The sequence below is a fragment of the Achromobacter sp. SLBN-14 genome (assembly GCF_006715415.1).
GTDB classification, from domain to species: domain Bacteria; phylum Pseudomonadota; class Gammaproteobacteria; order Burkholderiales; family Burkholderiaceae_B; genus Achromobacter; species Achromobacter mucicolens.
The window spans coordinates 487,074-500,105 of the sequence record NZ_VFNE01000001.1 but is presented as its reverse complement, the minus strand read 5'-3'; the positions used below and the strand labels follow the sequence as shown (position 1 = coordinate 500,105).

Annotated in this window: 9 protein-coding genes; 3 read left to right on the top strand and 6 right to left on the bottom strand. The window is 65.6% G+C overall.

What is annotated here, in order from left to right; genetic code table 11:
- Positions 1–56 precede the first annotated feature (56 nt).
- The gene (locus tag FBY20_RS02250; RefSeq protein ID WP_142049740.1) at positions 57–581 is read right to left on the bottom strand and encodes a MarR family winged helix-turn-helix transcriptional regulator; all 525 of its coding nucleotides are present in this window, start codon (positions 579–581) and stop codon (positions 57–59) included.
- Between the two features lie 31 nt (positions 582–612).
- Positions 613–1,500 (bottom strand): DMT family transporter, encoded by an 888-nt coding sequence (locus FBY20_RS02245; protein ID WP_142049737.1) that lies wholly within the window; start codon positions 1,498–1,500, stop codon positions 613–615.
- 69 nt (positions 1,501–1,569) lie between these two features.
- Between FBY20_RS02245 and FBY20_RS02240 the strand changes: the two genes are divergently transcribed.
- Both FBY20_RS02240 and FBY20_RS02235 read left to right on the top strand, forming a co-directional pair.
- Positions 1,570–2,547: a DMT family transporter gene (locus FBY20_RS02240; RefSeq protein WP_056315607.1), complete on the top strand. Its 978-nt coding sequence runs from the start codon at positions 1,570–1,572 to the stop codon at positions 2,545–2,547.
- A gap of 50 nt (positions 2,548–2,597) precedes the next feature.
- Complete coding sequence (locus FBY20_RS02235; RefSeq protein ID WP_056315608.1) at positions 2,598–3,587, top strand: quinone oxidoreductase; 990 nt, start codon at positions 2,598–2,600, stop codon at positions 3,585–3,587.
- A gap of 111 nt (positions 3,588–3,698) precedes the next feature.
- On the opposite strand, the gene FBY20_RS02230 is transcribed toward FBY20_RS02235, so the two are convergent.
- Positions 3,699–4,373 (bottom strand): epoxyqueuosine reductase QueH, encoded by a 675-nt coding sequence (locus tag FBY20_RS02230; RefSeq protein WP_142049734.1) that lies wholly within the window; start codon positions 4,371–4,373, stop codon positions 3,699–3,701.
- Between the two features lie 48 nt (positions 4,374–4,421).
- A complete protein-coding gene (gene glnE / locus FBY20_RS02225; RefSeq protein WP_056315610.1) occupies positions 4,422–7,199 on the bottom strand; it encodes a bifunctional [glutamate--ammonia ligase]-adenylyl-L-tyrosine phosphorylase/[glutamate--ammonia-ligase] adenylyltransferase in 2,778 nt (925 codons plus the stop codon).
- 103 nt (positions 7,200–7,302) lie between these two features.
- Between glnE and FBY20_RS02220 the strand changes: the two genes are divergently transcribed.
- Complete coding sequence (locus FBY20_RS02220) at positions 7,303–10,938, top strand: YhdP family protein (RefSeq protein WP_142049731.1); 3,636 nt, start codon at positions 7,303–7,305, stop codon at positions 10,936–10,938.
- A gap of 82 nt (positions 10,939–11,020) precedes the next feature.
- Here the strand turns inward: FBY20_RS02220 and rho are convergent, their stop codons facing one another.
- Entirely contained in the window at positions 11,021–12,280 is a 1,260-nt protein-coding gene (rho, locus tag FBY20_RS02215) for a transcription termination factor Rho (RefSeq protein WP_043541410.1), read from the bottom strand.
- 117 nt (positions 12,281–12,397) lie between these two features.
- Entirely contained in the window at positions 12,398–12,724 is a 327-nt protein-coding gene (gene trxA / locus FBY20_RS02210) for a thioredoxin TrxA (protein ID WP_056315616.1), read from the bottom strand.
- Positions 12,725–13,032 lie beyond the last annotated feature (308 nt).

Below are 13,032 nucleotides of genomic sequence, written 5' to 3'. Positions count from 1 at the left end.
TGCCTAGGCAACGATTATGCCAAATAAAAACCCCGGCTCCCGCTCGGGGTATGGCGTCAGCGCTCGGGGGCGGCGCCGGAGGCGGACCCGTTGGCGATCATCCGGCGCATGAAGTGCATGAGCTGGGTGACTTCGTCGGTGGAGAAACCGCGCAGGTGGTGATTCAGCGCACGGGCGATGTTGGCGGGGATGAGGCGGGCCTTGGCCTCGCCCAGTTCGGTCAGTTCGATCTTGACCACCCGGCGGTCTTCCTGGCTGCGGTTACGGCGCAGCAGACCCTTGGCTTCCAGGCGGTCCAGCGCGCGGGTCATGGCGCCGGTGTCCATGTCGTTCAGGCGGGCCAGTTCGGCGGGCGTGTCGGCGCGGCCCAGGAACACCATGGCCAGTGGGCGCCATTGCATCGCGGTGAGATCGAGCGGCGCCATCTCCTGGTCGAGCATCCGGGTCAGGGAGTGGTAGACCAGCTTGATGAGGTAACCCGCGTTCTCTTCCGCCATGCACCGCGTGTCGTTGCGGTAATGGATGGGAGCGTCGGATGGCTCGGAGGATACGGGCGAAGGCTGGGAGGGCGCGTCAGTCATGCGCCGAATTTTACTGCCTAGTCAGTTATTGTCAAGGCTGTATTTTCGCGGGCTGCTCTGACGCCGGCGCCTGCTTGCGCAGCCCCGACCACACGATGGCCGCCACGATCAGCGCGGCGCCGGCCAGCATGCGCGGGGTGGGCTGCTGGCTGAAAAGCATCCAGGCGAACGCAATGGCGTAGACCGGCTCCAGGGCGATGACAAGCCCCGCGCTGCGAGCGTTCAGGCGGGTTAGGCTGGACACGAACAGGTAATGGGACAGCCCGGTGCAGAAAACGCCCAGGAGCGCCAGCCAGAACCAGTCCAGCGCGTGCACGGCGGGCAACTGGCCGACCGCGAACGGCACCATCACCAATGCGACCACCACGTTTTGCCAGCAGGCCACCTGCATCGGGTCCATGCCGGAGGCCGAGCGGCGGTTGCTCAGGGCGAGCAGGGCAAAGGTCAGGCCGGACAGAATGCCCCACGCCAGCCCGATGGTGCCCTGGTCGGCAAGGTCGAACGACGGCGTGACAAGCACCAGGCCGGCGGTCACCAGGCCCAGCAGCAGCCATTCGGCCAGGCGGACGCGTTCGCGGAAAAGGAGTCCTTCGAACAGCGTGATGAACGCGGGAAAGCTGGCAAAGCCGAGTGTCGCGATGGCGATGCCGCCCACCTTGACGGAAATGAAGAAAGTGACCCAATGCGCCGCGAGCAGCGCGCCGGCGATCACCAGCACGAACAACTGGGCCGGCGTAAGCGCGCCCAGCAGCGGTTTGCGGCGCATGCGCGCGAAGATGCCCAGCGACACGACCGCGAATGCCGCCCGTCCCAACGTGATGACCGCGGCGCTGGCCTGGATCAGTTCGCCGAACACGCCGGTCAGGCCGAATAGCACGGCGGCAAGATGGATATAGGTGAGCGCGCGGTGTCGAGTCATGCTGCGAAAGAAGCGGATTGCATCAGAGAAGGCGTGCAATTATTTTTGCGGTGAATTTAAAATCATCGCATGAATCGTATTGCCAAGCTTACGGCGCTCCCGCTGGCGTCCAGCCGCGCTGCCGGGATCGCCATGGCGGTGCTTGGCGCGATCCTCTTTTCCGCCAAGGCCATCGTCGTCAAGTTCACCTACCGCTACGGTATCGACGCAGTCACGCTGATCGCGTTTCGCATGCTGTTCGCGATGCCGTTCTTCGCGGTGGTGGCGTGGCGCCAGTCGCGCCGCGCGGCGCGGGGCGAGATCGTGACGATGACCACGAAGGAACGCCTGCAGGTGTGCGTGCTGGGCCTTCTGGGTTATTACCTGTCCAGCTTCCTGGACTTCCTGGGGCTGCGTTACATCACCGCCAGCCTCGAACGCCTGATCCTGTTTCTGTCTCCCTCGCTCGTCGTGCTGCTGTCGGCCCTCTGGTTCAAACGCCCGATCGAACGCCGGCAATGGCTGGCCATGGTGCTGTCCTACGCGGGCGTGGTGCTGGTGTTCGCGCACGATCTGTCCTTCGGCGGGGGCAGCGAGGTGCTGTTAGGGTCTTTGTTCGTTTTTGGCTCGGCCGCAAGCTATTCTGTGTACCTCATCTGTTCCGGGGAACTGATCAAGCGGATTGGCCCGACGCGGCTGGTGGCCTATGCCATGCTCGTGTCGTGCGTGGCCTGCATCATCCAGTTCTTCGTCGTGCATCCGCCGTCGATGCTGATCCAGCCCGCCGCGGTCTACGGTTACTCGATCATTCACGCCACCCTGAATACGGTGGTGCCGGTGTTCATGCTGATGTGGGCGGTCTCGCTGATCGGGGCGCCTACCGCGTCGCTGCTGGGCATGGTGGGGCCGGTGTCGGTGCTGTTTCTGGCGTCGTGGTTCCTGGACGAGCCCATCACGGTGTGGCAAATGGGCGGAACCGTCCTGGTGCTGGCGGGGGTGTTTGCGTTGATGGGCGGCGGCGCCGCCCGCGCGCCCGCCGGACAGGACGGCAAACAATCCCCCCGGTGAAGTCTGCATTTTTGGTCAATTCGCGTTATTTCCAATGAAAGGAGGCCAGCATGGCCAGCAATCTCGTCAAGGCAATTCGTATCGAGCAGCACGGTGGTCCCGAAGTCCTGAAGCTGGTCGAGGTGGAAGTGCCGCCGCCGGCCGCCAACGAAGTCACGATCGAGCAGCACGCCGCCGGCCTGAATTTCATCGATATCTATTTCCGCACGGGCTTGTATCCCCATCCGCTCCCGCATGGCCTGGGTTTTGAAGGCGCGGGCGTGGTCACCGCCGTGGGCGCCGATGTCAAGCACCTGAAGAAGGGCGACCGTGTCGCCTACGGCCAGAGCCCCATTGGCGCGTACGCCAAGGCCCGCAATGTGCCGGCCCTGCAGGTCGTCAAGGTGCCCAAGGGCATCGGCTTTGACGAAGCGGCCGCGCTGATGCTCAAGGGCCTGACGGTGCAGTACCTGTTCCGCCAGACCTACCGCCTGCAAGGTGGCGAAACCATCCTGTTCCATGCCGCAGCCGGCGGCGTCGGGCTGATTGCGTGCCAATGGGCCAAGGCCCTGGGCGTCAAGCTCATCGGCACGGTGTCCAGCCCCGAAAAGGCGGAACTGGCTCGCGAAAATGGCGCCTGGGAAACCATCGACTATTCGCGCGAAAACGTGGTCGAACGCGTGCTTGAACTGACGGGCGGCAAGAAGGTGCCGGTCGTGTATGACGGCGTGGGCAAGGACACGTGGGAAACCTCGCTGGACTGCATCGAGCCGCGCGGCCTGATGGTCAGCTTCGGCAACGCGTCCGGTCCCGTGGCAGGCGTGAACCTGGCCGTGCTGAACCAGAAGGGCAGCCTGTACGTGACGCGCCCCTCGCTGGGCATCCACGTGAACACGCTGGAGAAGTTGCAATCGGCTTCCGAAGAGCTGTTCGACCTGGTGCTGAAAAAGAAGATCAAGGTCCGCATCGATCAGCGCTACGCGCTGGAGCAGGCGGGCGAAGCGCAGACGGCGCTGGCGTCGCGCAAGACGACGGGCGCGACGGTGCTGACGCTGGACTGATTGCAGTACTGATCGCACCACAAAGCAAGGCGGCGCCCCGTGGGGCGCCGCGACGGGCCTGGAGGACGCGCGCTGCGCGGACTGCCGGGCTTTTTTTTGATCAGCCGCCGATCAGAGCTTTTCCTCGTTGATGAGGTCTTCCTTGCCGTAGAACTTCACGCCGATGTGAATGCGCTCGCGGCCTTGCGAGCGGCGGTGGCGGTTGGTATCGCGCAGCGAATAGACGCAGCCGCAGTATTCCTGCTGGTAGAAGTTCTCGCGCTTGCTGATTTCGATCATGCGGGCCGAACCGCCGCCCTTGCGCCAGTTGTAGGTCCAGTAGATCAGATCGTCGTAACGTGCGGCGGCGCGTTCGCCGCAACCGTTGATCTGGTTCATGTCCTTCCAGCGCGAGATGCCGAGCGAGCTGGTGATGGTGTCAAAGCCATGCTCGTGGGCGTAGAGGGCGGTGCGTTCGAAGCGCATGTCAAAGCAAGCCGTGCAGCGCTCGCCGCGCTCGGGGGCGTCTTCCATGCCCTTGACGCGGTCGAACCAGTTGTCCATGTCGTAGTCGGCGTCGATGAATTCGATGCCGTGCTGCTCCGCGAAGCGGATGTTCTCCTGCTTGCGGATTTCGTACTCTTTGACCGGATGGATGTTCGGGTTGTAGAAGTAGATCGCGTAATCGATCCCGGAGGCGGTCATGGCCTCCATGACCTCGCCGGAACAGGGCGCGCAGCACGAATGCATCAGCACCTTGCTGCGGCCGGCGGGCAGGTCGAGTTTGGGGCGGACGAGTTCAGACATGGCGGTGGGGCAAAAGCGGAAAAACCCTTATTTTACGACGAGTTGCCGTCACCCCAGCACCGTCGTCCACAGTTCCCGCACCGCGGCGCGTTCCGGCTGGAGCTGATCGGGCGCCACGCGGGCCTTTTCCACGCCCTGCAAGCGCAACTGATGTTGCACACGCCGCAGGGTGCGGTAGGCGTCGCCCGACCGCGCGGCCAGCTCGGGCGGGATCAGCCCCACTTCGGCGGCCAGGCGCAGCAGCGTGATGTTGCCCAGGTTGCGCACCAGCACCGGGTGCGTGCCCGCGTGGCACAGCACCAGGTATTGCGTTACGAACTCCACGTCGACCATGCCGCCGCGGTCGTGCTTCAAGTCGAAGCGGTCCGAGGTGTTCGGATGGCCGGCATTAATTTTTTCGCGCATGGCCAGCACTTCGTCGCGCAGCGCCGCCGGGTCGCGAGGCAGCACCAGGATGTCCTCGCGGATCTTTTCAAAACGCGCACCCACGTTGGCGTCGCCAGCCGCGAAACGCGCGCGGGTCAGCGCCTGGTGTTCCCAGGCCCAGGCGTGCTTGTGCTGGTATTCCTCGAAGGCTTCGACCGATACCGCCAGCAGCCCCGCGTCGCCGTCGGGCCGCAGACGCAGGTCGGTCTCGTACAGCCGCCCCGACGAGGTCATGGTCGACAGCCAGGACGACATGCGCCGGCCCAGCTTGGCATAGACCTCCGCGGCGTCGTCGCGCGGGTCGTCGAACAGGAACACGAGGTCCAGGTCGGAGGCATAGCCCAACTCCTTGCCGCCCAGTTTGCCGTACGCAATGACGGCAAAGCGCGGCTCGGCGCCTTCGATCTTGTTCACGAGCGGCCAGGCGCGGCGGATGGTCTCGGTCAGCAGCAGGTCCGCCAGCGCCGATAACTGGTCGGCCAGCTTTTCAACGGTGAGCTCGCCTTCCAGGTCCTGCGCCAGTAGCTGGAAGCTGGCCTGGCGCTGCACGTCGCGCATCAGGTTCATCTGGCGTTCGACGTCGGGGTCGCCGTCGGGCAGGCGGCAAGCGTCCAGGTCCGCCGTCAGCTGCCGGGCGATCTGGCCGAAGTCGAGCGGTTCAAAGAGCGTGCGCCAGTCGATCAGGCTGTCGAGCAGCAATGGGTGTTGCGTCAGGTACTGCGCGGCCCAGGGGCTGGCGGCCACCATGCGCGCCACGCGCGCCAGCGTGTCCGGGTATTCGGCCAGCAGCGCCAGGTACGCGCTGCGCTGCGCAATCTTTTCAATCAGGTCGAAGAGCCGCACCGCGGCCTCGCGCGGGGCGGGCGTGTGCAGCGCGGCGCGCAGCGCGGCCGGAAGCAGGACCTCCATGCGGCGGCGGCTGCTTTCGGGCAGGCTGCGCACGCGGTGGCTGCCCGACAGCGTCTGGGCCCGGCGCAGCAGGTCGTCCGCGTCCTCGCCAAACGCCTGGCGGATCTGGTCGGTAAGCTCGCTTTCGCTGTCGGGTTCTTCCTGGCTGGACGGTGCCTCGCCCGGCGTGGGGGCAGGCGCCGCTTCTTCCTCGCCCATGCCCACCATGCGGAACACGTTGCGGAAGGTCTGCGACACGAAGTCGCGGTGCGCGGCCAGCGTGCTCTCGAATGCGTCGGGCGTCATGCCCAGCGCCTCGGCCAGGGCGGCGCGCAGGGCGGGGTCGCCGGGCAGCAGATGGGTCTGCTCGTCTTCGCGATATTGCAGCGCGTGCTCGGTGCGGCGCAGGAACCGGTAGGCCTCTTCAAGCCGGCGGGCGTCGTCTTGCGGCACCAGGCCGGCCACGCATTCGGCATGCAGCGCTTCCAGCAAGCCGCGCTTTTGCAGCGCCGGCATGCGGCCGCCGCGGATCAACTGCGCCAGTTGCACCACGAACTCGATCTCGCGGATGCCGCCGTCGCCCAGCTTAATGTTGTTGGCGCTGTCGATGCCATTGCGCGCCGACGCGCGGCGCTGCCAGTCCTGGCGGATGCGTTCGCGCAGCGCGCGCAGCGCGGCCAGCGCATCGAAGTCAAAATACTTGCGGTAGACGAAGGGCACGCGCAGGCTTTCCAGTTGGCGGGCCTGCGCGGCGCTGTCGCTGTCTTCGAAGGCCTGCGCCGGCATCAGGCGCGCCTTCAGCCACGCATAGCGCTCCCATTCCCGCCCCTGGCCGATCAGATAGTGCTCCAGCGCGTCCAGGCTCCAGGCCAACGGGCCGGCGTCGCCGTCCGGGCGCAGGCGCAGGTCGGTGCGGAACACCTGGCCGTTGGCGTCCACCTCGGACAGCACCGGCATCATGCGGCGCGTCAGGCGGCCGTAGAACTCGTGATGGCTGATGCGGCGGGGTCCGTCGGTTTCGCCTTCCTCTCCGTAGAGCATGATGAGGTCGATGTCGGACGACACGTTCAGCTCGCACCCGCCAAGCTTGCCCATGCCCACGATCAGCATTTCCTGGGGCTTGCCCGTGGCCGGGTCGCGCGGCACGCCGTGCACGGCCGCCAGTTCGGCGGCCACGCTGCGGTAGGCGGCTGCCACCGCCATGTCCGCCAGCGTGGTCATGGCGCCCACCACTTCTTCAAGCGGGGCCTGGCCGGACAGGTCGCGCACGATCAGCACGCTGAAGACGCGTTCGCGCAGCTTGCGCAGCACCATGCGGCAGACATCCACCGGCAAAGCGGCGGTCACGGCCGTGCCGGCCAGTTCGTTCTGCCATTGCGCCATCAACGCCGGTGTGACGGGTTGTTTCACCGCTTCGTCCAGCCACGCGGCCAGATCCGGGTGAGCGTCCAGACGGCGGCGCAGATGGCCGGACCAGGCGAGGGCAGGGGCAATAAGTGATGGTTTCGACATGGTGCAAAGGGCGGCAGACGGATGGACGTGTTTCAGGTATAAGTGGGGACGATACTGCAAGACATCTCCTCCTGCCCACTGATCCGTGTCTGTTCCAAAAAAAGTGCTCCGCAGCCTGTTCTGGGCCGCGCTGACCGTCTATGGCGTTGTCGCCATCGGGTTTCTGGGCGTGCGCTATTGGGTCCTCCCGCGGGTGGATCAGTGGCGCCCTCAGATTGAAGCCTACGCCAGCCAGGCGTTGGGCGCCCGCGTAACGATCGGCGCGATCAAGGCCAACTGGCAAGGGCTCAATCCCCGGCTCGATCTCGCCGCCGTCCAGGTCTACGACGACGAGACGGATCCGGTATTGAGCCTGCCGTCCGTGTCCGCGGTCGTGGCATGGCGCAGCATCCTGTCCCTGTCGCCCACCCTGGTGCGGCTGCGGCTCGAAAAGCCGGAACTGATGCTGCGGCGGGACACGTCAAACCATCTGTGGGTTGCTGGCCAGAATATCGACCTGAATACCAGCGACCACGCTTCCGACCTGAACCATCCTGGCCTGCGCTGGCTGGCGGCGCAGCGCGAGCTGCTGGTCAGCGACGCCACGCTGCGCTGGCAGGACGAATTGCGCCAGGCCCCCGAGCTTACGTTGGAAGGCGTCGACTTCCTGGTGCGCAACGGCAGTCTCTCGCATCGGTTCGTGCTGCAGGCATCCGCGGGGCCGGCGCTGGCCCACAAACTGGAGCTGCGCGGCGAATTCAACCGCAGCCTGTTTGCCGCCGACGCCAAGAAGCCCGCCAACTGGAGCGGCCAGATCTTTGCCCAGGTCGATGACGTGGAGCCGCTGGCCTGGGCGCCCTGGATCGACGTGCCCCGGGTCGCCGGCCGCATCGCCGCGCGCGCGTGGTGGCAGCTCGACCACGGCAAGTTCACCAAATTGACGAGCGACGTCGCCGCGCGCGGCGTGTCCTGGCGCGCGTCGCCGGACGGGCCCGCCTTTCAGGGCGGTTCGGGCCAGTTGCGCATTACCGCGCTGCCGGGCGATTTCGTGACGATCGATGGCCTGCCGATGGCGCGCAGCCCCGGCGCGGCCGACGTGACGGTCAAGGGCGCGGTGCACCAGCTGCGCGTGACCCTGCCGGGCGTCTTCGAGACGCCGACGCTGCGGGCCGACGACCTGGAGCTCGATGCCCAGGTCAAGGGGCCTGATGCGGACAACTGGTTCGTGGACGTGGCCCAGATGCGCCTGGCCAATGAAGACATGGATGTGCGTCTGCAAGGCCAGTGGCGCAAGGAGGGCAAGACCGCGGCGGGCAGCGCCGACGTGCGCGGCACGATGGTGCGCGGCTCGATGCCCGCCATCCACCGTTATCTGCCGCTCGAGGTGAACGCCGACGCCCGTGAATGGCTGGCGACCGGTTTGCCTGCCGGCCAGATGCATTCGGCGGCCATCACGCTCAAGGGGGATCTGGACGACTTTCCGTTCGGTGCGCCGGGCGCCACCGGCGAATTCGTCATCGCCGGCGCGTATTCCGGCGCGAAGGTCGACTACGCGCCGGCGGGCGAAAACCGCAAGGGCTGGCCGATGCTGGAAAACCTGTCGGGCAGTTTCCGCATCGACAAGGTGAGCCTGGCGCTGGACAGCGCGGGCGGCGCGGTGGCGCACACTGGCAAGGGGCACACCGTCACGTTGGGCGCCGTGAAGGCGGCCATTCCCAACATGGAGCATGACTCGGAACTGCGGGTCACCGGCGACACCTCGGGGCCGGTGGCGGCCTATCTGGCGCTGGCCGCGAATTCTCCGTTGGGCGAACTGCTGGACGGGGCCTTGGACGAGGCCCAGGGCACCGGCGACTGGCGCATGCCGCTCGACCTGAAGGTGCCGCTGCTCAATGCCGATGACACCCAGGTCCAGGGGCGTATCCGTTTCTCGGACAATTCCTTCACTTTCATGCCCGAGATCCCGCCGCTCAGCCAGATCCACGGCGACCTGGAGTTTTCAGAAAAGGGCGTGCAGACCAAGGGCATCCGGGCGCAATTCCTGGGCGGACCCGCCAACATCTACGGCACGCTGGCGCAGGGCACGGACGCGCTGCGTTTTGACGGCACCCTGTCGGGGCCCGGGCTGGCGCAGTTGAGCCGCGCCGCATCGATGTCGCGTTTCACCGGCCGCGCAGCCTACAAGGGCCGGCTGCTCTACCTGAAGGGCGGCGCCATCGACATATCGGCCGAGTCCGACCTGGTTGGCATGGCGATCGACATGCCGGCGCCCGCCGGCAAGCCGGCCAAGTCCGCGCAATTGCTAAAGCTGCAATGGTCGCCGGCGCAGGACCGCGGCGCCCGCGACCGGCGCTGGCTGACGGCCAGCCTGGGCGATAACGTCAACGCCTTGTTCGAACGGGACCCCGCCGAGGGCTCGGCCGCCTACTTTTCGCGCGGCGCGCTGGGCGTCGGGCGGCCTGCCAGCCTGCCGGAGCGCGGACTGAGCCTTAACGCCAGCCTGCCCGAACTGGACATGGACGCCTGGGATGCCGTCTCCGAGGGATTCAACGTGGCGCCCGCGAAAGGCCGGCCGCCTTCCAAGCCCATCCTGCCGCAGCCCGAGCGCATCAGTCTGGCCGCCGGCGCGCTGCACACCAGCGGCTACACCCTCAATGACCTGACGCTGTATGCCACGCGCCCCGCGCCGGCGCGCTGGCGCGTCGAACTGGAATCGCGGCAGGCCGCAGGCACGCTGGAATGGCGCGAGGCGCAGGGCGCCATCGCCGGGCAGATCACCGCCCGCCTGAAGCATCTGTCCATTGCGGGCGAGGGCGACTCCAACCAGGCCGACAAGGCGCTGGCCTCCGGCAACGACCTGTCCGACATTCCCGCGATTGATCTGCAGGCCAATCAATTCTTGTTGTATGGCAAGAACCTGGGGGCGCTGCAGGTGACGGGCACCAACCTCGAGCGGGGGCGGCAATGGCGGCTGGACAAGCTGTCCATCACCAATGATTCGGCGGCCTTGAACGCCACGGGCAATTGGGGGCTTGAAGGGCCGAACCGGGGGCTGACCGTCGATGCCGTGCTCAAGCTGGAAAACGTCGGCGACTTCATGAGCCGCATCGGCTTTGAGAACGTCGTGTCCAACGGCAAGGGAACGATCCAGGGCAAGGCGACCTGGCGCAACCTGCCGTGGACGCACGATATCGCCGACGTGGTGGGCGATGTGGTCGTCAGCCTGGACAACGGCCGCTTCATGCACGTGAACTCCCGCACGGCGCGCCTGTTGGAACTGCTGTCGCTGCAGTCGCTGCAGCGGCTGGCGCGGCTGGACGTCAATCCCACGAACCTGCTGCGGGACGGGTTTCCGTTCGACACCATCCGCGGCAACGTCAAGGTGGCCGACGGCACGCTGAATACCGAAGGCTACAAGATCAACGGTCCGGTGGCCGCAATCGTCCTGGCGGGCGGCGTGAACCTCGTCAAGGAGCGCTGGGACATGAAGGCGGTGGTGATTCCCAATCTGGACGCCAGCGGCGCGGCAATGGTCACCGCGCTGGCGGTCAACCCGTTGATCGGCCTGGGCGCGTTCGTCACGCAGTGGCTCCTCAAGCAGCCGCTGGCGCGCGCGATGACGATGGAATACGCCGTCACGGGAAGCTGGGACGACCCGCGCATCGAACCCATCGACGCCTCGGGCAAGGAACCGGACAAGCAGACGCCCCGGCCGGCCAATTCCTCGCCGCGCCGGATGCCGGAGTTCATCGAGCACTGAGCAGCCGCCGACGCAGGACAGGACAGCCGCCCACGAAAAAGCCGCCTCGAAGGCGGCTTTTTCGTGGGCGCGGACGGTGCGCTTACTTCTTCTTCATCATGTCGAAGAATTCGGCGTTGGTCTTGGTGGCGCGCATCTTGTCCAGGATGAATTCCATGGACTGCACTTCGTCCATGTCGTGAATGAACTTGCGCAGCACCCACACCTTCTGGAGCAGGTCGGGGGCGATCAGCAGCTCTTCGCGGCGGGTGCCCGACTTGTTCAGGTTGATGGACGGGTAGACGCGCTTTTCGGCCAGGCGGCGCTCGAGGTGGACTTCGGAGTTGCCGGTGCCCTTGAATTCTTCATAGATGACTTCATCCATGCGGCTGCCGGTTTCGATCAGCGCGGTGCCCAGGATGGTGAGCGAGCCGCCTTCTTCCAGGTTGCGCGCCGCGCCGAAGAAGCGCTTCGGGCGCTGCAGGGCGTTGGCGTCCACGCCGCCGGTCAGCACCTTGCCGGAGGCCGGCACTACGGTGTTGTAGGCGCGGGCCAGACGGGTGATCGAGTCCAGCAGGATCACGACGTCCTTCTTCATTTCGACCAGGCGCTTGGCCTTTTCGATGACCATTTCGGCCACTTGCACGTGACGGGTGGCGGGCTCGTCGAAGGTCGAGGCCACGACTTCACCGCGCACCGTGCGCTGCATTTCAGTCACTTCTTCCGGGCGTTCGTCGACCAGCAGGACGATCATGACCGCGTCGGGGTAGTTGGTGGTGATGGCGTGCGCAATGTGCTGCATCATCACCGTCTTGCCGGACTTGGGGCTGGCGACGATCAGGCCGCGCTGGCCCATGCCGATCGGGGCGAAGACGTCGAGGATCCGGCCAGTGAGGTTTTCCTCGCTCTTGATGTCGCGTTCCAGGCGGATGACGCGATTCGGGTGCAGCGGCGTCAGGTTTTCGAACATGATGCGATGCTTGATCGCCTCGGGCGCCACGCCGTTGACCTTGTCCACCTTCACCAGGGCAAAGTAGCGCTCGCCATCCTTGGGGGTGCGCACTTCGCCTTCGATGGAGTCGCCGGTGTGCAGATTGAAGCGGCGGATCTGCGACGGAGAAATGTAGATGTCGTCGGTGCTGGCCAGATACGAGGTTTCCGGCGAGCGCAGGAAACCGAAGCCGTCGGGCAGGACTTCAAGAACGCCGTCGCCGAAGATCTGCTCGCCTTGCTTGGCGCGCCGCTTCATGATGGCGAACATCAGTTCCTGCTTGCGCAGGCGGTTGGCGTTTTCGATTTCCAGGCCAGCGGCCATTTCGAGCAGCTGCGAGACGTGCAGCGCCTTCAGTTCGTTGAGGTGCATCGCGGTGGGTGTTGGGGGAAAAGTAAAGGAGGGCTCTGGCGGCGCGCCACGGACGGGCTCGCGCGGTACTGAATGAGCGCCGCCTATGCGGCGGCGCCCTCGGTTACAGCACGCGATTTACAACGCGCCGTCCAGGAATGCGGTGAGTTGCGACTTCGACAGCGCGCCAACCTTGGTGGCGGCAGCCTGGCCGTCTTTAAAGAGCATAAGGGTGGGAATGCCGCGGATGCCGTACTTGGTGGCCGTGCCCTGGTTTTCATCCACGTTCAGCTTGGCGATCGTCAAGCGGCCTGCGTATTCGGCGGCGACTTCTTCCAGGATGGGGGCGATCATCTTGCAGGGGCCACACCAGGCAGCCCAGTAGTCCACCAGCACCGGCTGGCCGGATTTCAACACATCGGCATCGAAGCTGGCGTCACTGACGTTCTTGATTTGGTCGCTCATGATGGTGATTCTCGGTTCGGCAGCAAAAGGCGCGTTAAGACGCGCCTTGCCGTTGTTCTTGTTTGTGGAATGGACTCAAGCATACCACTGTCAATAACAACAGGCATACCACTGTTAATAACAACAGGGTTTGCAGGATTTTGTGTAGGATGTTGCGGCGCAGCTGTCGCGATCCGGGCGGTCAAAGTCCGGAACGGCGGTTGTGACTGTCATCATCCTACCGAAATCGGACCTGGTCAGGTCGTGCGCATCCCACCCGGAGCCGCGCAGAATCTAGGCTTGTCCGTAAAATGTCGGTTTTTTTCCAC